A 20,815-nucleotide genomic window follows, 5' to 3' on the forward strand; every position below is an offset into this window, starting at 1 on the left:
CGCCGCGCGGTCGCCGCTCCGCCTCCGCACCGTCCTCGCTCGGAAGGGCTCTGATGCAGGTCGCCGTCACCGCCGGGCACGCGGGCCACGGCAAGTCCGCGCTGGTGCGGGCGCTCGCCGGCCGCGCCCCCGTCCCGCTCGCCGCGGGGCCCGGACCGGGCGTCGGCGTCGCCGCCGCCTGGACCGACCTGCCGTCCGGCGCGCGGCTGGCGTTCGTGGACGCCCCCGGCGGGCCCGACGCGCTGCCCGCCGCGGCCGTCGCCGCCGGGTCCGCGACCGCCGCCCTCGTCGCCGTCGCCGCCGACGAGGGGTGGCGCGAGCAGACCGCCGAGCACCTGGCCGTCCTGGACGCGCTCGGCGTGCGGCACGCCGTCCTGGCCGTCACCCGCGCCGACCTGGCCGACCCCGGCCTCGCCCTCCGGCAGGCCCGCGACCGGCTCGCCGCCACCGCGCTGCGCGGCGCGGAGACCGTCGCCGTCTCCACCGCGACCGGCGCCGGGCTCACCGACCTCACCGCCGCGCTGGACCGGCTCGCCGCGCGGCTGCCGGTGCCCGACCCGGCCGCGCCCGTCCGGTTCTGGATCGACGGGGCGTGCCCCGCCGCCGACCTCGGCGTCCCCGGCGGCGGCGCGGACGCGCTGCTGGTCACCGGGACGCTCGGCGCGGGCGCGGTCCAGCCCGGCGACGACCTGCTGCTGATGCCCGCCGGGGACCGGGTGCGGGTCCGCGCCGTCCGCTGCGGCGGCGCGCCCTGCGACCGCGTCCGGGGCGTCGCCCGCGTCTCGCTGCTGCTGCCCCCGACCGCCCGCGCCGCGCCCGGCATGGCGCTGGTGACGCCCGGCGCGTGGACGCCGACGACGGCCGTGGACGTCCGCACCCGGTCCGAGGCGGCCGCCGGGCGGCTCGCGCGCCGGATGGTCCTGCACACCGGGTCGGCGTCGGTCCGCGTCCGGCTGCACCCGCTCGGCCCCGACACCGCCCGGCTCACCCTGAACGCGCGGCTGCCGCTGCACGCGGGCGACGCCGCCGTCCTGCGCGACCCCGAGCGCCGCACGCTCGCCGGGGCGCACGTGCTGGACGTCGTCCCGCCGCCGCTGGTCGGGCGCGGCGCGGCCGCCGCCCGCGCCCGCGAGCTGGCGTCCTGGCCGGACCGCCCGGACGGCGCGGCGCTGCTGCGGCGGCACGGCGTGCTGCGCCCCGCCGACCTGGCCGCGATGGGCTGCGCGGTGCCCGCCGACGCCGTCCGCCCCGGCCCCGGGTGGGTCGCGGACCGCGCGCGGTGGGCGGAGCTGCGCGCCCGGCTCGCCGCCGAGGCCGCCCGGCACGCGGCGCGCAGCCCGCTCGCGCCGGGCCTGCCGGTGGAGACCGCGCGGCTGCGGCTGGGGCTGCGCGCCGGGGAGCTGGTCGCGGCGCTGGCCGCCGTGCCGGGAGACCCGCCGCTGCGGGTCGCGGGCGGCCGCGTCCACGGGCCGCCGCCCCCGCTGCCGCCCGGCGTCGCGGCGGCCGTCGAGCGGCTGGCCGGGGACCTGGCGCCCGCGCCGTTCGAGGCGCCGCCCGCCGAGCGCCTCGCCGAACTCGGGCTGACCGACGGCGCGCTCGCCGTCGCGGAGCGCGCCGGGGCGGTGCTGCGGCTCGCCGGGGACGTCGTGCTGCTGCCCGGCGCGGACCGCGCGGCGCTGCGCATCCTGTCCGGACTGCCGCAGCCGTTCACGTCCGGGCAGGCGGGCCGGGCGCTGACGGCGTCGCGGCGGGTGGTCGTCGCGCTGCTGGACCACCTGGACCGGCTGGGGCTGACGCGGCGCGTCCGGACGGCGGCCGGGACGGTCCGGCGCGCGGCCGGGGACCGGAAAACCGGTTGATCTTCCCGGTGCCGGTCTGGCGTCATGGAACCCGGAAACAGCAACGTTCCGGATAGTTCCGACACCGAGGGGATTGTTTCGTGCCTTACCAGACGATCGAGGGCGGCCGCGTCCCGATCCGCATGTGGACGGACCCGGCGTCCGTCGAGGACGTGGCGCGCGACCAGCTCCGCAACGTGTCGGGGCTGCCGTGGATCGAGGGCCTGGCCGTCATGCCCGACGTCCACTACGGCAAGGGCGCGACCGTCGGCTCCGTCATCGCCATGCGCGACGCGGTGTCCCCGGCCGCCGTCGGCGTCGACATCGGCTGCGGGATGACCGCCGCCCGCTCCACGCTCACCGTCGAGGACCTGCCCGACGACCTGTCCGGGCTCCGCCACCGGCTGGAGAACGCGATCCCGGTCGGACGCGGGTCGCACCGCGAGCCCGTCGACCCGTCCGCGCTGCCCGGCCTGAAGCTGCGCGGCTGGTACGACTTCTGGGCGGAGTTCGACGGCCTGCACCGGGGCGTCCGCGACAAGCTCGGCCGCGCCCGCCAGCAGATGGGCACCCTGGGCGGCGGCAACCACTTCCTGGAGCTGTGCGCCGACGACGGGGGGCGGATCTGGCTCGTCCTGCACTCGGGGTCGCGCGGCATCGGCAACGAGCTCGCCGTCCGGCACATCGAGGCGGCCGTGAAGCTGCCGCACAACCAGGACCTGCCCGACCGGGACCTCGCGGCGTTCGTCGCGGGCACCCCGGAGATGGACGCCTACCGCAACGACCTGTTCTGGGCGCAGGAGTACGCGCGCCGCAACCGCGCCGTCATGATGGCGCTCGCGCAGAACGTCGTCGCGCGGCGGTTCGGCGAGAACCGGTGCCGCTTCGACCAGGTCATCTCCTGCCACCACAACTACGTGGCGGAGGAGACCTACGGCGGCGTGGACCTGCTCGTCACCCGCAAGGGCGCGATCCGGGCGGGCGCGGGGGACCTCGGCATCATCCCGGGGTCGATGGCGACCGGCACCTACATCGTGCGGGGCCTCGGCAACGAGGCGGCGTTCAACTCCGCGTCGCACGGCGCGGGCCGCCGGATGAGCCGCAACAAGGCGCGCAAGGCGTTCACGCTGGAGGACCTGGAGGCCCAGACCAAGGGCGTCGAGTGCCGCAAGGACGGCGGCGTCCTCGACGAGATCCCCGGGGCCTACAAGGACCTGGAGACGGTCATGGAGCAGCAGTCCGACCTCGTCGAGGTCGTCGCGCGGCTCCGCCAGCTCGTCTGCGTGAAGGGCGGCTGACCCGGGCCCCGGCCGAACGGCCGGGGCCCGTCCGCCTTCCCCACCGCCCCGTACCGGAGACCCGCCGATGACCCGAACCACCCCGCCGCGCCCCGTCGACATCGCGGCGGTCTTCCCCGACCTGGCACCGCTCGCCCGCACCGCGACCCGGCTGCACCCGCGCTCCGGCGCGCCCGGCGTCCGCGACTCCTCGGTCGGCGGGCCGCTGCTGTGGCCCGCCGACGAGCCGTGGCCGACGTGCTCCGACGAGCACTACGAGCCCGGGGACCTCGTCCGTCCGGCGGACGTGCGCGCCCGCCGGGCGATCCTGTCCGCCGCGTGGGGCCGCACCCCGCTGGGGGCGGAGTTCGCGATCACCCGCGCCGAGCGCGCCGAACTCGACCGCATCGAGGCGCGGCGCTTCGCCGGAACCCCCGATGGCCCGATCCCGCTGCTGCCCGTCGCGCAGCTCTTCGCCCGCGACGTTCCGGACCTGCCGACTCCGCCCGGCGCGGACCTGCTCCAGGTCCTGTGGTGCCCCTTCCACCACGCGGACAGGCTGTACTGCCCCGCCGTCACGCTCCGCTGGCGGAACGCCGCCGACGTCCGCGCCGTCCTGGCCGGGCCGCCGGAGCCGCCCGCCATCGAAACGGACGACTACCTGCCCGCCCCGTGCGTCCTGCACCCCGAGCGGGTCACCGAGTATCCCTACGTCGACCTCCTCCCCCGTGACCTGCGCGACCGATTGGAGCGCTGGGAGGAAGAGACCGGGCACGACTACTTCGGCGCGCTCTCGGTCGCGGACGGCTGGAAGGTCGGCGGCCACGCGAACTGGAACCTCACCGACCCGTACCCGATGACCTGCGACTGCGGGACCGAGCGGGAACTGCTCCTGCGGATCGACAGCGGCGAGTGGGACAGCGACGCGAGCTGGCGGCCCGTCGAGGACGCCTGGGAGAGCGATTTCCACGAGATGCCGCACCGGCGCGGCGCGACGGAGGTCGTGATCGGCCGCGGCTACTCGCTCTGGGTCTTCCGGTGCCCGGCGTCGTTCGACCACCCGCTCGGGTTCAGCATGGAGTGACGCCCGCCGGGCACGGGGCGCCGAACCGGGCGACCGGCGCTTTAGGCTGGTCACGATCGCGCTCGCCCCGGCGGCGAGAGGAGAGGGGTGTCCCGTGCTGGCCGACGACCACGGCAGGATCGCCACGGACCTGCGGGTCTCCCTGACGGACCGGTGCAACCTGCGCTGCTCGTACTGCATGCCGCCCGAGGGGTTGGACTGGCTGCCCAAGCCGGAACTGCTGACCGATGACGAGATCGTCCGGCTCGTCCGGATCGGCGTCGCGGACCTCGGCATCACCGAGGTCCGGTTCACCGGCGGCGAGCCGCTGCTGCGGCGCGGCCTGCCCGACCTCGTCGCCCGCACCGCCGCGCTGGCGCCCCGCCCGGAGATCTCCCTCACCACCAACGCCATCGGCCTCGCCCGGCTCGCCGCGCCGCTCGCCGCCGCCGGGCTGGACCGCGTCAACGTCTCCCTCGACACCCTCGACGCCGCGACGTTCCGCCGCCTGGCGCACCGCGACCGCCTCGCGGACGTCCTGCGCGGCCTCGCCGCCGCCCGCGCCGCCGGGCTCGCCCCGGTGAAGGTCAACGCGGTGCTCATGCGCGGCGTCAACGACCACGAGGCCGTCCCGCTGCTGCGGTACTGCCTCGACCACGGCTACCGGCTCCGGTTCATCGAGCAGATGCCGCTGGACGCCCAGCACGGCTGGCAGCGCGCCGGGATGGTCACCGCCGAGGAGATCCTCGACCGGCTCGGCGCTGCGTTCGCGCTGACGCCCGACGCGGGGGACGAGCGCGGCAGCGCGCCCGCCGAGTCGTTCCTGGTGGACGGCGGCCCGGCGCGCGTCGGCGTCATCGGGTCGGTGACGCGGCCGTTCTGCGGCGCGTGCGACCGGGTGCGGCTCACCGCGGACGGCCAGATCCGCAACTGCCTGTTCGCCACCGAGGAGTCCGACCTGCGGGCCGCGCTGCGCGGCGGCGCGTCCGACGCGGAGCTGGCGGAGCGCTGGCGGGCGGCGGTGCGCGGCAAGCGCCCCGGTCACGGCATCGACGACCCGGGCTTCCTGCAGCCCGCCCGCCCGATGTCCGCGATCGGCGGCTGACGGTGCCGGACGCGGGGTTCGACGCGGTCGTCCTGGCGGGCGGCGGCGCGCGGCGCCTCGGCGGCCGCGACAAGCCCGCGGCCCCGGTGGGCGGCCGCTCCCTGCTGGCCCGCGTGGCGGACGCGGTGGCGGACGCCCGGACGCTCGTCGTCGTCGGCCCGCCGCGCCCGGACGTCCCGAACGCCCGCGCGGTCCGCGAGGACCCGCCCGGCGCGGGCCCGGTCCCGGCCCTGCGCACGGGCCTGGCGGCCCTGACGTCCCCGGCCCCGACCCTGGCGCTGCTGGCGGCGGACCTGCCGTTCCTGGACGCGACGCACGTCGATGCCCTGCGCGCGGCGGCCCGCGCGGGCTCGGGCGCGGTCCTCGTCGATGAGAACGGCCGCGAACAGTGGCTGGCGGGGCACTGGAGCACCGAGGCCCTGAGCGAAGCGCTGGGAACCTACGAAGGCGCGTCCCTCCACGGCCTCCTGAGCCCGCTGAACCCGGTGAAACTGAAACTGGAGCCCGGCCCCCGCGCACCGTGGTTCGACTGCGACACCCCAGAGGAATTGGCCGAAGCGAACGCGCTGCTCAACCAGAACCGATGAACGACGGGAGATCGTGGGGGTGACCACCCCCAAGCGACGGACCACCGAAGGGGGTTGCCCGGCGGGCGCACGGCCGCGATCCGCCAGGCGAGCGGCCGGGCGCGCGCAGCGCGAAGGGTCGCACCGCAGCGGAGCGAGGATGCGGCGCTTCGCGCCGCGGGGGGCGTGGGGGGTCGACCCCCCACAATGAAACGGTGAACACACTGGAAGAGTGGCTGGAAGCCGCCTGTCTCGAACTGGATCTCGACCGCGCCGACCTCGACCGGGACCTGATCCTGGACCTCGCCCGCGACGTCGCGCACGGTGTGGCGCGGCCGGGCGCGCCGCTCACGGCGTTCCTGCTGGGGCTGGCCGTGGGGCGCGGGGCGCCCGCGAAGGAGTCGGCGGACCGGCTGGCGGCGCTCGCGGCGGCCTGGGCGGACCGCTGAGCGGGCGGTAAAGCGCGCGACAAGGCGCGGTCCGGCCCCGTTTGGCCATTGATCTGCGGGAGAGGACCACGCCATGCCCGAGGAGTCCGCGCCCACCCGCGAGCAGGCCGGCGAGCAGGCCGGGCGCGGCGGGGGCGCCCGCCGCTGGCGCGCGCTCGCCGTCTGCCTGGTCGCCGCGTTCATGACGCTGCTGGACGTCAGCATCGTCAACGTCGCGCTGCCGTCGATCCGGGAGGGCCTGCACGCGTCCGAGGCGGGCCTGCAGTGGATCCTGTCGGGGTACGCGCTGACGTTCGGGCTGGTGCTGGTCCCGGCGGGCCGGCTGGGCGACGCGCGCAGCCGCCGCGCGGTGTTCCTGGCGGGCCTGGGCCTGTTCACGCTGGCGAGCGCGGGCGCGGGCCTCGCGCCGGGCATCGGCTGGCTGGTCGCGGCGCGGCTGGTGCAGGGCGTCGCGGGCGGCGTGCTGACGCCGCAGGTCGCGGGCATCATCCAGCAGCTCTTCCAGGGCGAGGCGCGCGGCCGCGCGTTCGGCGCCCTCGGCTCGGTGATCGGCATCGCGACGGCGGCGGGGCCGCTGACCGGCGGCGCGCTGATCGCGCTGGCGGGCCCGGACGAGGGCTGGCGCTGGGTCTTCTACGTCAACGTCCCGGTCGGCGCGGTCGCGCTGCCGCTGGCGTGGCGGCTGCTGCCCGCCCCGGTGCGCGGCGATCGGGAGGGCCAGGACGTCCCCGGCCTGCTGCTGCTCGGCGCGGGCGTGCTGGTGTTCATGCTGCCGTTCGTCCAGGAGCGCCAGTGGACGGGCGCGCTGAAGTGGCTGCTGGTCCCGGCGGGCCTCGCGCTGCTCGTCGCGTTCGTGCTGTGGGAGCGGCGGGCGCGTGCGCCGATGGTGAACCTCGCCCTGTTCCGCTTCCGCTCGTACGCGCTCGGCGCGACGATCGCGCTGCTGTACTTCGCCGGGTTCACCGGCATCTTCTTCATCTTCACGCTGTACCTGCAGAACGGCCTCGGCTACAGCGCGCTCGGCGCGGGCCTGGCGATCACGCCGTTCGCGATCGGGTCCGGGTCGGGCGCGGCGGCCGGGGGACGGCTCGTGAACCGCTACGGCCGTCCGCTCGTCGCGGGCGGCCTGGTGCTGGTCGCGGTCGGGCTGGCCGGGGCGTGGATCGCGGTCGAGCAGCACCCGGGCAAGGGCGTGGTGTGGCTGACGGCCGCGCCGCTGCTCCTGGCCGGGATCGGCAGCGGGTTCGTCATCTCCCCGAACCAGACGATCACGCTGTCCGAGGTGCCCTACACCGAGGGCGGCAGCGCGGCGGGCGTCCTGCAGACGGGCCAGCGCGTCGGCACGGCGGTCGGCATCGCGGCGGTCGGGTCGGTGTTCTTCGCGGCGGTGGGCGGCGCGCGGCCGGGCGCGGTCGAGGCGTGGGCGAGCGGGTTCCGGCGCGGCCTGGTGGTGATCCTGGCGTTCGCGGGGTGCGCGCTGGCCGCCGCCGTCGCCGACCTCGTCGCGGGCCGCCGCGCCCGGGCCGCGGCCGCGGCCCGGGACGGATCGGACGCCCCGCCGTGCTGACCGGCCGGGTCAGGGGCCGATCTCGCCCGCCGACACGCGCACCGCCCGCAGCGCGCCGGTGATCGCGGCGGCCTGCTCGGCGGTCAGGCCGGGCAGCCCGAATCCCGCGCCGTGCAGCGCGCCCGTCGCGGTCTCGGCCAGCGCGCGGCCGTCGCCGGTGATCTCCGCGAGGACGACGCGCCGGTCCTCGGGGGAGGGGGCCCGGCGGACGAGCCCGCGCGCCTCCAGCCGCCCGATCACGTTCGTCACCGACGCGGGGTGGACCATCAGCCGCTCGCCCATCTTCCCCATCGGCAGCCGCCCGGCGCGGGTGAAGGCCAGCAGCCGCAGCGCCTCGTAGGCGGCGAACGTGAGCCCGTACGGCTTCAGGACGGCCTCGATCCGGCCGAGCAGGATCTGCTGCGCGCGCATCACCGACGTCACGGCCGCCATCTGGTCGGCGTGCTCGGGCCAGCGGGCGCTCCACTGGCGGTGGGCCTCGCTGATCGGGTCGAGGGGCTGGCTGTTCACGGCCCCACCGTAGGCCACCGGGCGTCCTTGACGAGAGCGCGCACGGAAACTACTTTAGCTTCCAAATATTGGACGTCCAAGTATGGAGGCCGCCGTGACCGCGACGCCGACCGAGCGCCCCCCGCTGCACGTCCCGGCGAACCCCGTCCGGTTCGTCACCGCCGCCGCGCTGTTCGACGGCCACGACGCCGCGATCAACATCATGCGCCGCATCCTGCAGGCGCAGGGCGCGGAGGTCGTCCACCTCGGCCACGACCGCGCCGTCCGCGAGGTCGTGGCCGCCGTGCTGGAGGAGGACGCGCAGGGCGTCGCGATCAGCTCCTACCAGGGCGGCCACGTCGAGTACTTCGAGTACCTGGCGCAGGCGCTCGCCGAGGCCGGGGCCGGGCACGTCCGCGTCTTCGGCGGGGGCGGCGGGGTGATCGTCGCCGAGGAGATCGCCCGCCTCGCCGCCGCCGGGGTGCGGATCTTCTCGCCCGACGACGGGCAGCGCCTCGGCCTCCCCGGCATGATCAACGAGCTGGTCCGCGACTGCGACGCCGACCTCGCCGCCGAACCCGCGCCCGTGGACGCCGTCCTGGCCGGGGACCGCCGCGCCCTCGCCCGCGCCATCACCTGCCTCCAGGCCGGGAAGCTGCCCGCCGCCGACGCCGAGGCGCTGCGGGCCGCCGCCGCGCGCCGCCGCGTCCCCGTCCTCGGCATCACCGGGACCGGCGGGTCCGGCAAGTCCTCGCTCACCGACGAGCTGGTCCGGCGGCTGCGCGTGGACCAGCAGGACAAGGTCCGCGTCGCCGTCCTGGCCGTGGACCCCACCCGGCGGCGCGGCGGCGGCGCGCTGCTCGGCGACCGCATCCGGATGAACTCCCTCGACGGCGAGCATGTCTTCTTCCGGTCCCTGGCCACGCGCGGCGCGCGCGAGCTGCCCGAGGGCATCGAGGGCGTCATCGACGCCTGCAAGGCCGCCGGATACGACCTGGTCGTCCTGGAGACGCCCGGCATCGGGCAGGGCGACGCGGCCGTCGTCCCGCTGTCGGACGCCAGCCTGTACGTGATGACGCCCGAGTTCGGCGCGGCCTCCCAGCTCGAGAAGATCGACATGCTCGACTTCGCCGACGTCGTCGCCATCAACAAGTTCGAGCGGCGCGGCGCCGAGGACGCCCTGCGCGACGTGTCCCGCCAGATGCTCCGCAACCGCGAGGACTTCACCGCCCGCCCCGAGGACATGCCCGTCTTCGGGACCAGCGCCGCCACCTTCGACGACGACGGCGTCACCGCGCTCTACCGCCACCTCGCCGGACTCCTGGCCGAGCACGGCCTGCCCCTCGAACCGGGCACGCTGCCCGCCGTGGAGGGCCGGACGTCCACCCGCGCGGCGCAGGCGCTGCCGCCCGGCCGCGTCCGGTACCTCGCGGAGATCGCCGAGACCGTCCGCCGGTACCACGCCGACACCGAGCGGGCGGCGGCCGCCGCGCGGCGCGTCCAGCGGCTCGCCGAGGTCCGCGCCGAGCTGACCGAGACCGCCGAGGTCGACGCGCTGCTGGACCGCGCCCGCCGCGACCTGCGCCCCGACGACGCCGACCTGCTCGCGGAGTGGCCCGCCGTCGTCGAGGCGTACTCCGGCGACGAGCAGGTCGTGCGCGTCCGCGACAGGGAGCTGCGGACCGCCCTCACCCGCGAGTCGCTGTCGGGCACGCGGGTGCCGCGCGTCGCGCTGCCCCGCCTTACCGACCACGGCGAGCTGCTGCGGTTCCTGCGGAGCGAGAACCTGCCCGGCCGGTTCCCGTTCACCGCCGGGGTGTTCCCGTTCAAACGCGACTCCGAGGACCCGGCCCGCATGTTCGCGGGGGAGGGCGGCCCGTTCCGCACCAACCGCCGCTTCAAGCTGCTGTCGGAGGGGCAGCCCGCGACGCGGCTGTCCACCGCGTTCGACTCGGTGACGCTCTACGGCCGTGACCCCGGCGAGCGCCCCGACGTGTACGGCAAGGTCGGCACGTCCGGCGTGTCCATCGCGACGCTGGAGGACATGAAGGCGCTCTACGCCGGGTTCGACCTGTGCGCGCCCACCACGTCGGTGTCCATGACGATCAACGGCCCGGCCCCGACGATCCTGGCGTTCTTCCTCAACACCGCCATCGACCAGGGCGTGGACGCGTTCCGCGCCGAGCACGGCCGCGAGCCCGGCCCGCAGGAGGCCGCCGAGATCCGCGCCCGCGTCCTGTCCACGGTCCGGGGCACCGTGCAGGCCGACATCCTCAAGGAGGACCAGGGACAGAACACCTGCATCTTCTCCACCGAGTTCTCGCTGCGGATGATGGGCGACGTCCAGCAGTGGTTCATCGAGAACGGCGTCCGGAACTTCTACTCGGTGTCGATCTCCGGGTACCACATCGCCGAGGCCGGGGCGAACCCCATCAGCCAGCTCGCGTTCACGCTCGCGAACGGGTTCACCTACGTCGAGTCGTACCTGGCGCGCGGGATGGACGTGAACGACTTCGCGCCGAACCTGTCGTTCTTCTTCTCCAACGGGATGGACCCCGAGTACACCGTCCTCGGCCGCGTCGCCCGGCGGATCTGGGCCGTCGCCATGCGCGACCGGTACGGCGCGAACGAGCGCGGGCAGAAGCTCAAGTACCACGTGCAGACGTCCGGGCGGTCCCTGCACGCGCAGGAGATGCACTTCAACGACATCCGCACGACGCTGCAGGCCCTCATCGCGATCTACGACAACTGCAACAGCCTGCACACCAACGCCTACGACGAGGCCGTCACGACGCCGACCGCCGAGTCCGTCCGCCGCGCCCTGGCGATCCAGCTCGTCATCAACCGCGAGTGGGGCCTGGCGATGAACGAGAACCCGCTCCAGGGGTCGTTCGTCGTGGACGAGCTGACGGACCTGGTCGAGGCGGCCGTCCTCGCGGAGTTCGACCGGATCAGCGAGCGCGGCGGCGTCCTCGGCGCGATGGAGACCGGCTACCAGCGCGGCCGCATCCAGGACGAGTCGATGCTGTACGAGCGGCGCAAGCACGACGGCTCGCTCCCGATCATCGGCGTGAACACGTTCCTGCCCGCCGAGGACGAGAAGGCGGAGCGGCGCGTCGAGCTGGCCCGCGCCACCGAGGCGGAGAAGAGGTCGCAGCTCGACCGGGTGCGCGCGTTCCAGGACGCGCACCGGGAGGAGTCGGCGGCGGCGCTCGCCGCGCTGAAGGACGCCGCGCGCTCCGGCGAGAACGTGTTCGCGGTGCTGATGGACGCGGCCCGCGTGTGCAGCCTCCAGCAGGTCACCGAGGCGTTCTTCGAGGTCGGCGGCCAGTACCGGCGGAACGTGTGACGGCCCGCGACGACACCGGGGCGCCCGTGCCGGTCCGCGGGCCGGTCCGCGGGCCGGTGCGCCGGGTCGTGTCGCTGGTCCCGTCGCTCACCGAGTCCCTGGCGGCCACCGCGCCGGGGCTGCTCGTCGGCGCGACGGACTGGTGCAGCCACCCCGCCGGGCTCGACGTCGTCCGGGTCCGGGGCACCAAGAACCCCGATCTCGACGCGATCCGCGCGCTGGAACCCGACCTCGTCGTCGGCAACACCGAAGAGAACCGCGCGTCTGACGTCGAGGCGCTGCGCAAGTCCGGCGTCCCGGTGTGGATGACGGAGATCACCACCGTGGACGGCGCGCTCGCGTCCCTGCGCCGGATGCTCACCGAGGGCTGCGGGCTGCCCGCCCCCGGCTGGCTGGACGACGCCGCGCGGGCGTGGGCGGCGGTCCGGCCGGGGCCGCTGCGCCGCGCGATCGTGCCGGTGTGGCGGCGGCCGTGGATGGTCGCGGGCCGCGACACCTTCGCCGGGGACGTCCTGGCGCGCCTCGGCGTCGCCAACGTCCACGCGGGCCACGCCGAGCGCTACCCGAAGATCCCCCTCGACGAGCTGAACGCGGCCGGGGCCGACCTCGTCGTCCTGCCCGACGAGCCGTACCGGTTCACCGCGGACGACGGGCCGGAGGCGTTCCCCGGCCTGCCCGCCGCGCTCGTCGGCGGACGGCACCTGACCTGGTACGGCCCGTCGCTCGCCGAGGCCCCGGCCGTGCTCGCGCGCGAACTGGCCGGGGCCCTCGGCTGACCGTCAGACGCCGATGTCCTTGGCGATGATCGTCTTCAGGACCTCGCTGGTGCCGCCGTAGATCCGCGTCACGCGGGCGTCGGCGTACAGCCGGGCGATCGGGTACTCCAGGATGTAGCCGTAGCCGCCGTGGAGCTGCAGGCACTTGTCCACCACGCGGGCCTGCACCTCGGTGCAGAACAGCTTGGCGACGGCGGCGTCGGCGGGCGTCAGCTCGCCCGCGTCCAGCGCCTCGATCGCGCGGTCCACCAGCGACCGGGCCGCCTCGACCTCCGTGGCGCACTCGGCCAGCACGAACTTGGTGTTCTGGAACGTCGACACCGGCTTGCCGAAGACGTTGCGCTCCTTGACGTACCGGCGCGCGAACTCCACGGCGGCCGCCGCCGACGCGTACGAGCTGACCGCGATGCCCAGCCGCTCCTCGGCCAGGTTGTGCGTCAGGTACTCGAACCCGCGCCCCTCCTCGCCCAGCAGGTCCTCCACCGGCACCCGGACGTCGGAGAACGCCAGCTCGGCGGTGTCGGAGCTGTGCAGCCCGATCTTCTCCAGCTTCCGCCCGACCGAGTACCCCTCGCTCTTGGTGTCCACCACCAGGATCGACAGGCCCGCGCGGCGGTTCTCCGGCGTCGCGGGCGACGTGCGCGCGACGATCAGCACCCGGTCGGCCAGCACGCCGCCGGTGATGAACGTCTTCGCGCCGTTCAGGATGTAATGGTCGCCGTCCCGCCGCGCCGTGGTCTGGATGCCCGCCAGGTCCGAGCCGGTGCCCGGCTCCGTCATCGCGATGGCCGTCATCATGTCGCCGGAGATGAACGGCGGCAGCCACCGCCGCTTCTGCTCGTCCGACGCGTACTTCATCAGGTACGGCAGCACCAGGTTGACGTGGACGCCGTAGCCCCCGAAACTCACCCCCGCCCGCGCGCACTCCTCGGAGATGACGGCCTGGTACTTGAAGCTCGTCTCCCCGGCGCCCCCGTACTCCTCCGGCACCTGAATCCCGAAGACGCCCAGCTCACCGAGCTTGCGGTAGAAGTCCCGCGGCGGATGCCCCGCGTGCTCCCACTCGTCGTACACCGGGGCGACCTCCGCCTCGATGAAGTCCCGGATGGTCGACCGGAACGCCTCGTGGTCCTCGTTGTAGAGCGTGCGCCGCATCGGCATGGACAGCCTCCTGGAGAAGAGAGAAGAGCATTCTGGAACAGGATTCTAGTAAAGTGCTGCTTGTGGGGGGACGACCCCCCCACGCCCCCCGCGGCGCGGAGCATGCATCCTCACTCCGCTAGCGCTCCGCTGCGGTGCATCCTCCGCGCTGCGCGCGCCCGGCCACTCGCTAGCGCTCGCGGCCGTGCGCCCGCCGGTGACCCCCCTCGGTTGCTGCTCGTTCGCGGGGGCGCCCTCGCTCGCTTCGCTTCGCCTCGGGGCACCCCCGCGAGCGGTTCTTCTGTCTACGAGCGTCCTTGCGGGTGCCCTTCGAGACTTCCTGCCCAGGGTGCGACCTCGGTGAATCACAGGCTGCGGGAGCGCTCGCCGATGGTCGCGGGTCCGAGTTGCCTCACTCGGCGTTCTTGCAGGTGATCTTCAGGAAGCGGAACCCCGAACTCGCCGTTCCCGCATGTCACGGCGGAAAGGGGACTCCCAGCGTGCGCGGCCCGACCAGTTGAAGATCATTGGCAGGAACCTTAATTAATGCCGTCCGTAACCGCTCCCCGTGGACGCCTCACGCGAGCGCAGCGAGCGCTCGACCCCCGACGACGGCGCGGAACCACAGGGGGTCATCCGGCGGGCGCACGGCCGCGAGCGCTAGCGAGTGGCCGGGCGAGCGCAGCGCGAAGGGCCGCACCGCAGCGGAGCGCCAGCGGAGCGAGGATGCGGCGCTTCGCGCCGCGGGGGGCGTGGGGGGTCGCCCCCCCACAAGTAAAAGGGCGGCGCCGGGTGGATACGGGGGCAATCCACCCGGCGCCGCTTCATCGGTGTTCCGACGGGGGCCCGGAACACCGGCACGGGCGCTCCGACGGGGGACCAGAGCGCCGGTACAAATCGTACACCGAAACCCCCCCGAGTTAGTCAAGAGAATGTCACGACCCGATTTCCGGTCGTCGTCCGGAAACGCGCTTGCGGTGGGGGCCGCGGTCGCCGTCGAGGCGGACGGGCTTCTCGGGGCGGCGTCCGGCGTTGGCGACGACGACGGCGACGTAGGGGAGGAAGACGGCGCCGACGATGAGGACGCCGATGGCCCAGAACGGCGCGCCGGCGAGTCCGGCGGCGACGGCCCCGACGAAGCAGGATGTGCGGATTCCCATCGACACCAGGTAGCGGCGCTGCCGCGCGGTGATGTCCTCGGAGAGCGGGCGCCGCGCTTCGGTGACGACGTGGACGTCCTCGGGACGGCGGGGATTCACCTTCACACCGTCCACGGTAACCCAGGGTCCGGCCTGCGCCGGAGCGGGGCCGGACCAGCCCTGTCACACCTGAACGGCCTGGCTCGGGAGCCCCGGGGGCGGTATGGCCGGGATGTGTCGGAACAGGGCAAAAACCGGGATGAATCGGGCGTGGGGCGGCCGTCGTCCGGCTAGGAGGCGGCGCCGGACCACCATTTCGGACCGCAGAGGAGCCACCGCGATGGCCGTCACCCAAGCGCCGACGATGAGGCGATGCGAGCGCCCGGCCGCCCGGCCGGGGGAACGGAGAGCGCCATGAGCGACCGCACCTACCGGGTCACCGAGATCGTCGGGACCTCGCCCGAGTCCGTGGAGGCCGCGATCCGGAACGGCGTCCGCCGCGCGCACGCCACGCTGCGGCACCTCGACTGGTTCGAGGTGACGCAGGTCCGCGGGCAGCTCGCCGACGGGGAGGTCGCCCACTTCCAGGTGGGCATGCGGGTCGGGTTCCGGCTGGAGGACGCCTGACGGCCGCGCGGTCCCCGGCGGCGCGACCGCCGGGGACCGCGCGCCGCCGTCAGGACGCCTTGGACACCGTCGACATGTTGAAGTCGGGCACCCGCAGCGGCGGCATCGCCGTCCGCGTGAAGTAGTCCGACCACTCGCGCGGCAGCGTCGGGACGGTCGCGCCCGCCTCGGTCACCCGGCCGAGCAGGTCCACCGGGCTCTCGTTGAACCGGAAGTTGTTCACCGCGCCGACGACCTCGCCGCCCTCGACGAGGAACACCCCGTCGCGGGTGAGGCCGGTGAGCAGGAGCCGCTGCGGGTCGACCTCGCGGATGTACCACAGGCACGTCAGCAGCAGGCCGCGCTCGGTGCGGGCGACCAGGTCGTCCAGCGACGCGGCGGCGTCCCCGCCGGTCATCGTGAGGTTGTCGACGGCGGGCGTGACGGGCAGCCCGGTGCGGCGCGCCGAGTCGCGCGTCTGGGTGAGCGCGGCGAGCGTCCCGCCGGAGATCCAGTCGGTCGCGCCGAGCGCGAGCCCGTTGTCGAACACCGACGACTCGCGGCCCGACGCCCGCGCGACGACGAACGGCGCGCACTCCAGCCCGGCCGCGCGCGGATCGCTGGACAGCGTCAGCGGCAGTTCCGCGAGCCGGTCCCCGACGCGGGTGCCGCCGCCGGGCCGGGAGAACACCGTCCGCCCGTCGTGGGCGTCGCGCGCGCCCGCCGACCAGTACAGGTAGATCATCAGGTCCGCGACGGCGCTCGGCGGCAGCAGCGTCTCGTAGCGGCCCGCGGGCAGGTCGACGCGCTTCTCGCCCCAGGCGAGCCGCCGGGCCAGGCCGCCCGCGAGCGCGGCGACGTCCACGTCGGCGAAGTCGCGGGTGCCGGTCCCGGCCCACACCGAGCCGCCCGCGCCCTTGGCGTTCAGCTCCAGCAGCCCGGTCGGCTGGTCGTGGCGGACCCGGACGCCGGTGGACGTGCCGACGAACGTCGAGGTCAGCTCGTGGTTGGCGAACCCGTACAGCCGGTGCCCGGCCGCGTCGGCGCGCGCGAACGCCGCGCCGAGCGCGGGCGCGACGCCCTCGTACACGCCGATGCCGGTGTCGCCGGGCGGGTCCTCCCACGCGGCGGACCCGGCGCCCGCCGCGTCGGGCGCGACGAGCGGGGCGGCGTCCTCGGCGGGGCCCGCGCCCGCCGCGACGGCCTCGGCGGCGCGCACCAGGTCCTCCAGCGCGTCCGCGGTGACGGCCGAGCGCGACACGACCCCGGACGCGACGCCCTCGCCGGTGCGGCGCAGCGCCGCGACGGTCAGCCGCGTCGAGCGGGTGACGCCGTTGGTGGTGAGCGTGTTGCCCGCGAACCGCAGGTTGGCGGTCGTGGACTCCTCCGCGATCACGACGCAGTCGTCGGCGCGCGACAGCGCCAGGGCGCGTTCCACGGCCTCCTGCGGCGCGAGAGTGCCGGTCACTGGCCCGCCTCCTTCAGCGTGTTGAGGATGTTGACGCCGCGGAACAGCGCGGCGGGGCAGCCGTGGCTGACCGGCGCGACCTGCCCCGGCTGGCCCTTGCCGCAGTTGAACGCGCCGCCGAGCACGTACGTCTGCGGGCCGCCGACGGCCTCCATCGACGTCCAGAAGTCGGTCGTGGTCGCCTGGTAGGCGACGTCGCGGAGCTGCCCGGCCAGGCGGCCGTTCTCGATGCGGTAGAACCGCTGCCCGGTGAACTGGAAGTTGTAGCGCTGCATGTCGATCGACCAGCTCTTGTCGCCGACGATGTAGACGCCCCGGTCCACGCCGGAGATCAGCTCGTCCAGGCCCGGCCCGTCCGGCGCGGGTTGCAGCGAGACGTTCGCCATCCGCTGGATCGGCATGCTGGACGCCGAGTCGGCGAACGCGCAGCCGTTGGAGCGGTCGGCGCCGGTGAGGCGGGCGATGCGCCGGTCCGTCTGGTAGCCGGTGAACACGCCGCCGGTGATGATGTCGAACTCCTGCGCGGCGACGCCCTCGTCGTCGTACCCGATCGTCGCCAGGCCGTGCTCGGCGGTGCGGTCGCCGGTGACGTTCATGACCGGCGACCCGTAGCGCAGCGTCCCGAGCAGGTCGGGCGTCGCGAACGACGTCCCCGCGTACGCGGCTTCGTAGCCGAGGGCGCGGTCCAGCTCGGTGGCGTGCCCGATCGACTCGTGGATGGTCAGCCACAGGTTCGACGGGTCCACCACGACGTCGTACGTCCCGGCCTCGACGGACGGCGCGGCCAGCTTCTCGGCGAGCAGCTCGGGGATCGCGGCCAGCTCGCCGTCCCAGTCCCAGTGCTCGCCGGTCAGCCACTCGTAGCCGCGCCCGACCGGCGGCGCGAGCGTCCGCATCGTGTCGAACGCCCCGCCCGCGACCGCGACGGCCTCCACGACCGGGTGCAGGCGGACGCGCTGCTGCGTGGTGACGGTGCCCGCGAGGTCGGCGAAGAACTTGTTCTCGCGGACCTGCAGCAGCGACGCGTCCACGTGGTCGACGCGGGCGTCGCCGATCAGGCGGCGGCTCCAGTCGGCCAGCAGCGCCGTCTTGTCGGCGGTCGCGACGGCGAACGGGTCGGTCTCGTACGCCGACACCCAGGTCCGCTCGCCGTGGGCGGGCTCGGGCGCCAGCTCGATGGGCTCGCGGTTGACGGCGGCGGCGACGCGCGCCACCCCGACCGCCTGCTCGGCGACGCGCGCCGCGCCGTCCGGCGTCAGGTCGACGCCCGCGGCGAAGCCCCAGGTGCCGTCCTTGACGACGCGGACCGACAGCCCGACGTCGTCGGCGTCCAGCGCGGTCTCCAGTTCGGCGTCGTGCAGGCGCAGGGTCTGGCTGCGGACGCGCTCCAGGCGGAAGTCGGCATGCTCGGCGCCCAGCGCGGCGGCCCGGCCGAGGGCCGCGTCGGCGAGGGCGCGCAGCGGCAGCGCGGTGAAGTCCGGATCAATGTCATGCACCTTCCGCAACCTACCCCGTGGGGGGCGGGGCGGCCCCCGCCCGGGGCCGCCGGAACAAAGGCGGGAGCGGCGTTCTTGTCGGGTCGGGACATCGGTCCGGCGACGCGGGACCGCTACGCTCGTCGCCGTTGGAAAGTGGCTGACGAGAGGTACCACATGAGTCGCTCTGTCCTCGTGACCGGCGGTAACCGGGGCATCGGGCTGGCCATCGCGCGGGAGCTGGCGGCCGCCGGCGACCGGGTCGCGGTGACCTACCGGTCCGGCGAGCCCCCCGAGGGCCTGTTCGGCGTCCGGTGCGACGTGACGAGCGCCGAGGACGTCGACGCGGCGTTCGGGAAGGTCGAGGCGGAGCAGGGCCCGGTGCAGGTCCTCGTCGCCAACGCCGGGATCACCAGGGACACCCTGCTGGCGATCATGAGCGAGGAGGCGTTCACCTCCGTGCTCGACACCAACCTCACCGGCGCGTTCCGCGTCGCCAAGCGCGCGGTGAAGCCGATGATGCGGGCGCGCGGCGGCCGCATCGTGCTGGTGTCGTCGGTGGTGGGCCTGTCGGGCTCGGCGGGGCAGGCGAACTACGCGGCGTCCAAGGCGGGCCTGGTCGGGTTCGCGCGGTCGCTGGCGCGGGAGCTGGCGTCCCGCAACATCACGGTCAACGTGGTCGCGCCCGGCTTCGTCGACACCGACATGACGGCCGTGCTCAGCGAGGACCAGCACAAGGCGATCACGTCGGTGATCCCGCTCGGCCGCCAGGCGCGGCCCGAGGAGGTCGCCCGGACCGTGCGGTTCCTGGCGGGCGACGACGCCTCGTACATCACCGGGGCCGTGATCCCGGTGGACGGCGGACTGGGAATGGGGCACTGAGCGGCATGGGAATCCTCGACGGCAAGCGCGTCCTCGTCACCGGCGTCCTCACCGACGCCTCGATCGGCTTCCACGTCGCGCGCGTCGCGCAGCAGGAGGGCGCGGAGGTCGTGCTGACCGCCTACCCGCGCCCGACGCTGACGGCCCGCACCGCCAAGCGGCTCCCGTCCGGGCCGGACAACCCGCCGCCGGTGCTGGAGCTGGACGTGATGAACGCCGAGCAGCTCGGCTCGCTCGCCGACCGGCTGCGCGGCGAGGGCTTCGACCGGCTCGACGGCGTCGTCCACGCGATCGGGTTCGCGCCGCAGACCGCGCTCGGCGGCAACTTCCTCGACACGCCCTGGGAGGACGTCGCCACGGCCGTCCACGCCTCGACGTACTCGCTGAAGGCGCTGACGACGGCGTGCCTGCCGCTGATGAAGGGCGGCGGGTCGGTCGTCGGCCTGGACTTCGACGCGACCAAGGCGTGGCCGGTCTACGACTGGATGGGCGTCGCGAAGGCCGGGCTGGAGTCGTGCTCGCGCTACCTGGCCAAGTACCTCGGGCCGCAGGGCGTCCGGGTGAACCTGGTCGCGGCGGGACCGCTGGCGACGATGGCCGCCAAGAGCATCCCCGGCTTCGAGGGCATGACGGACATGTGGCCGAAGGTCGCGCCGCTCGGCTGGGACATCAAGGACAGCGAGCCGACCGCGCGGGCGTGCGCGGCGCTGCTGTCGGACTGGTTCCCGGCGACGACGGGCGAGATCGTCCACGTGGACGGGGGCCTGCACGCGGTCGGCGGCCCGCCGCAGGACGCCTGAGACGCGAGACGGGGCGGCGGCCCTCCCGGACCGGGAGGGCCGCCGCCCCGTCCTCGTTCCGCGTCAGCGGCGCGACCAGCTCCGCGTCCTGCCGTGCGAACGGCGCGCGAACCCGCGGCTCACGACGCTGATCTGCAGCGCGGCCGCGGCGCCCGCCGCGGCCGCCGCCGCGGCGACCCACAGCAGCATCCCGCGCCGCTGCGGCTCGGCGGCCGCGACGGGCGAGACGAGCCGCATCTGCGGGGCGGCCGTCTGGTTCGCCGTCGTCGCGGCGGCGCCGGGCGCGCCCGCGACCTGCGGGGTCGGCAGCGCGAGCGAGCCGGCGGACGGCGCGCCGGGGGAGTAGGGCTGCGCGCCGGGCCTGCTCAGCTCGGTGACGCCGCCGCCCGCCCCGGCCGCGCCGCCGGGGACCGAGACCGTCGTGCGCGGGGGAGCGGCGGGCCGGTCCTTCGTCGGCTTCGGCTTGGGCTTGGCCGCGGGCGGCTTCGGCTTGGTGGTGGGCTTGCTCGGCTTCGGGGTGGGCGTGGGGCTGGGCTTGGGCTTGAGGCCGTCCGTCCAGTTGTCCCACTGGCACTTCCAGTTCTCCAGCGTGCTCGCCGGATCGGTGCCCTTGGCGCACTCCCTGGGCGCGGCGGCCTGCGCCGACGCGGCGGGAGCGCCGAGGAACACCAGCGCCGCCGCGCCGGCGGACACCGCCGTGGCCGACCCGAGGCGCCGGAAGCGTCGCTGCTGGGGCATCTCACTCCTCATGGCGGGGCGTGCCTGTCGTTGACGTGCCGTTATTGACAATGTGTCCAACATCGTAGCCGCGCGGCCGGACGGCCGC

The 20,815-nt window shown here is 75.1% G+C and carries 18 protein-coding genes; 12 read left to right on the plus strand and 6 right to left on the minus strand.

Annotated features, from left to right (window positions below):
* Positions 1 to 53 precede the first annotated feature (53 nt).
* The 7 genes from G339_RS35255 to G339_RS0125055 all read left to right on the plus strand — a co-directional run bounded on the left by G339_RS35255 (position 54) and on the right by G339_RS0125055 (position 7,865).
* Positions 54 to 1,859, plus strand: a complete 1,806-nt coding sequence (locus tag G339_RS35255) for a SelB domain-containing protein (protein ID WP_019633806.1) — start codon at positions 54 to 56, stop codon at positions 1,857 to 1,859.
* An 80-nt stretch (positions 1,860 to 1,939) separates the two neighbouring features.
* Complete coding sequence (locus G339_RS0125030; RefSeq protein WP_019633807.1) at positions 1,940 to 3,136, plus strand: RtcB family protein; 1,197 nt, start codon at positions 1,940 to 1,942, stop codon at positions 3,134 to 3,136.
* Positions 3,137 to 3,203: 67 nt separating this feature from the next.
* A complete protein-coding gene (locus G339_RS0125035; RefSeq protein ID WP_019633808.1) occupies positions 3,204 to 4,199 on the plus strand; it encodes a hypothetical protein in 996 nt (331 codons plus the stop codon).
* Positions 4,200 to 4,293: 94 nt separating this feature from the next.
* On the plus strand, positions 4,294 to 5,283 hold the full coding sequence (gene moaA, locus G339_RS0125040) for a GTP 3',8-cyclase MoaA (protein ID WP_019633809.1): 990 nt from the start codon (positions 4,294 to 4,296) through the stop codon (positions 5,281 to 5,283).
* Between the two features lie 2 nt (positions 5,284 to 5,285).
* Complete coding sequence (gene mobA / locus G339_RS0125045) at positions 5,286 to 5,870, plus strand: NTP transferase domain-containing protein (RefSeq protein ID WP_019633810.1); 585 nt, start codon at positions 5,286 to 5,288, stop codon at positions 5,868 to 5,870.
* Positions 5,871 to 6,064: 194 nt separating this feature from the next.
* Positions 6,065 to 6,298 carry a DUF6457 domain-containing protein gene (locus G339_RS0125050; RefSeq protein WP_019633811.1) on the plus strand — a complete coding sequence of 78 codons (234 nt, stop codon included), beginning with the start codon at positions 6,065 to 6,067 and terminating at the stop codon, positions 6,296 to 6,298.
* A gap of 73 nt (positions 6,299 to 6,371) precedes the next feature.
* Positions 6,372 to 7,865: an MFS transporter gene (locus G339_RS0125055; protein WP_019633812.1), complete on the plus strand. Its 1,494-nt coding sequence runs from the start codon at positions 6,372 to 6,374 to the stop codon at positions 7,863 to 7,865.
* Between the two features lie 9 nt (positions 7,866 to 7,874).
* On the opposite strand, the gene G339_RS0125060 is transcribed toward G339_RS0125055, so the two are convergent.
* Positions 7,875 to 8,375, minus strand: coding sequence for a MarR family transcriptional regulator (locus G339_RS0125060; protein ID WP_157407995.1), 501 nt, complete (start codon positions 8,373 to 8,375; stop codon positions 7,875 to 7,877).
* A gap of 82 nt (positions 8,376 to 8,457) precedes the next feature.
* Between G339_RS0125060 and icmF the strand changes: the two genes are divergently transcribed.
* A complete protein-coding gene (icmF, locus tag G339_RS0125065; RefSeq protein WP_019633814.1) occupies positions 8,458 to 11,703 on the plus strand; it encodes a fused isobutyryl-CoA mutase/GTPase IcmF in 3,246 nt (1,081 codons plus the stop codon).
* Positions 11,700 to 12,479, plus strand: coding sequence for a helical backbone metal receptor (locus G339_RS0125070; protein WP_019633815.1), 780 nt, complete (start codon positions 11,700 to 11,702; stop codon positions 12,477 to 12,479). Before icmF ends, G339_RS0125070 begins: the two co-directional genes overlap by 4 nt.
* A gap of 3 nt (positions 12,480 to 12,482) precedes the next feature.
* Here the strand turns inward: G339_RS0125070 and G339_RS0125075 are convergent, their stop codons facing one another.
* Positions 12,483 to 13,634: an acyl-CoA dehydrogenase family protein gene (locus G339_RS0125075; protein WP_026341756.1), complete on the minus strand. Its 1,152-nt coding sequence runs from the start codon at positions 13,632 to 13,634 to the stop codon at positions 12,483 to 12,485.
* 920 nt (positions 13,635 to 14,554) lie between these two features.
* Positions 14,555 to 14,884: a DUF3099 domain-containing protein gene (locus G339_RS0125080; protein ID WP_019633817.1), complete on the minus strand. Its 330-nt coding sequence runs from the start codon at positions 14,882 to 14,884 to the stop codon at positions 14,555 to 14,557.
* A 288-nt stretch (positions 14,885 to 15,172) separates the two neighbouring features.
* Between G339_RS0125080 and G339_RS0125085 the strand changes: the two genes are divergently transcribed.
* Positions 15,173 to 15,385 carry a dodecin gene (locus tag G339_RS0125085; protein ID WP_019633818.1) on the plus strand — a complete coding sequence of 71 codons (213 nt, stop codon included), beginning with the start codon at positions 15,173 to 15,175 and terminating at the stop codon, positions 15,383 to 15,385.
* Positions 15,386 to 15,434: 49 nt separating this feature from the next.
* Here the strand turns inward: G339_RS0125085 and G339_RS0125090 are convergent, their stop codons facing one another.
* Positions 15,435 to 16,832, minus strand: coding sequence for a metallopeptidase TldD-related protein (locus G339_RS0125090; RefSeq protein ID WP_019633819.1), 1,398 nt, complete (start codon positions 16,830 to 16,832; stop codon positions 15,435 to 15,437).
* Positions 16,829 to 18,328: a TldD/PmbA family protein gene (locus G339_RS0125095; protein WP_019633820.1), complete on the minus strand. Its 1,500-nt coding sequence runs from the start codon at positions 18,326 to 18,328 to the stop codon at positions 16,829 to 16,831. Before G339_RS0125095 ends, G339_RS0125090 begins: the two co-directional genes overlap by 4 nt.
* Before the next feature lie 156 nt (positions 18,329 to 18,484).
* Here G339_RS0125095 and fabG point away from each other — a divergent pair, with 156 nt between their 5' ends.
* Both fabG and fabI read left to right on the plus strand, forming a co-directional pair.
* Positions 18,485 to 19,189: a 3-oxoacyl-[acyl-carrier-protein] reductase gene (gene fabG, locus G339_RS0125100; protein ID WP_026341757.1), complete on the plus strand. Its 705-nt coding sequence runs from the start codon at positions 18,485 to 18,487 to the stop codon at positions 19,187 to 19,189.
* A 5-nt stretch (positions 19,190 to 19,194) separates the two neighbouring features.
* Positions 19,195 to 19,989 carry an enoyl-ACP reductase FabI gene (gene fabI, locus G339_RS0125105; protein ID WP_019633822.1) on the plus strand — a complete coding sequence of 265 codons (795 nt, stop codon included), beginning with the start codon at positions 19,195 to 19,197 and terminating at the stop codon, positions 19,987 to 19,989.
* Between the two features lie 63 nt (positions 19,990 to 20,052).
* On the opposite strand, the gene G339_RS0125110 is transcribed toward fabI, so the two are convergent.
* Positions 20,053 to 20,727 carry a hypothetical protein gene (locus G339_RS0125110; protein WP_019633823.1) on the minus strand — a complete coding sequence of 225 codons (675 nt, stop codon included), beginning with the start codon at positions 20,725 to 20,727 and terminating at the stop codon, positions 20,053 to 20,055.
* Between the last annotated feature and the right edge of the window lie 88 nt (positions 20,728 to 20,815).

The organism is Actinomadura atramentaria DSM 43919 (assembly GCF_000381885.1).
Classification (GTDB): domain Bacteria; phylum Actinomycetota; class Actinomycetes; order Streptosporangiales; family Streptosporangiaceae; genus Spirillospora; species Spirillospora atramentaria.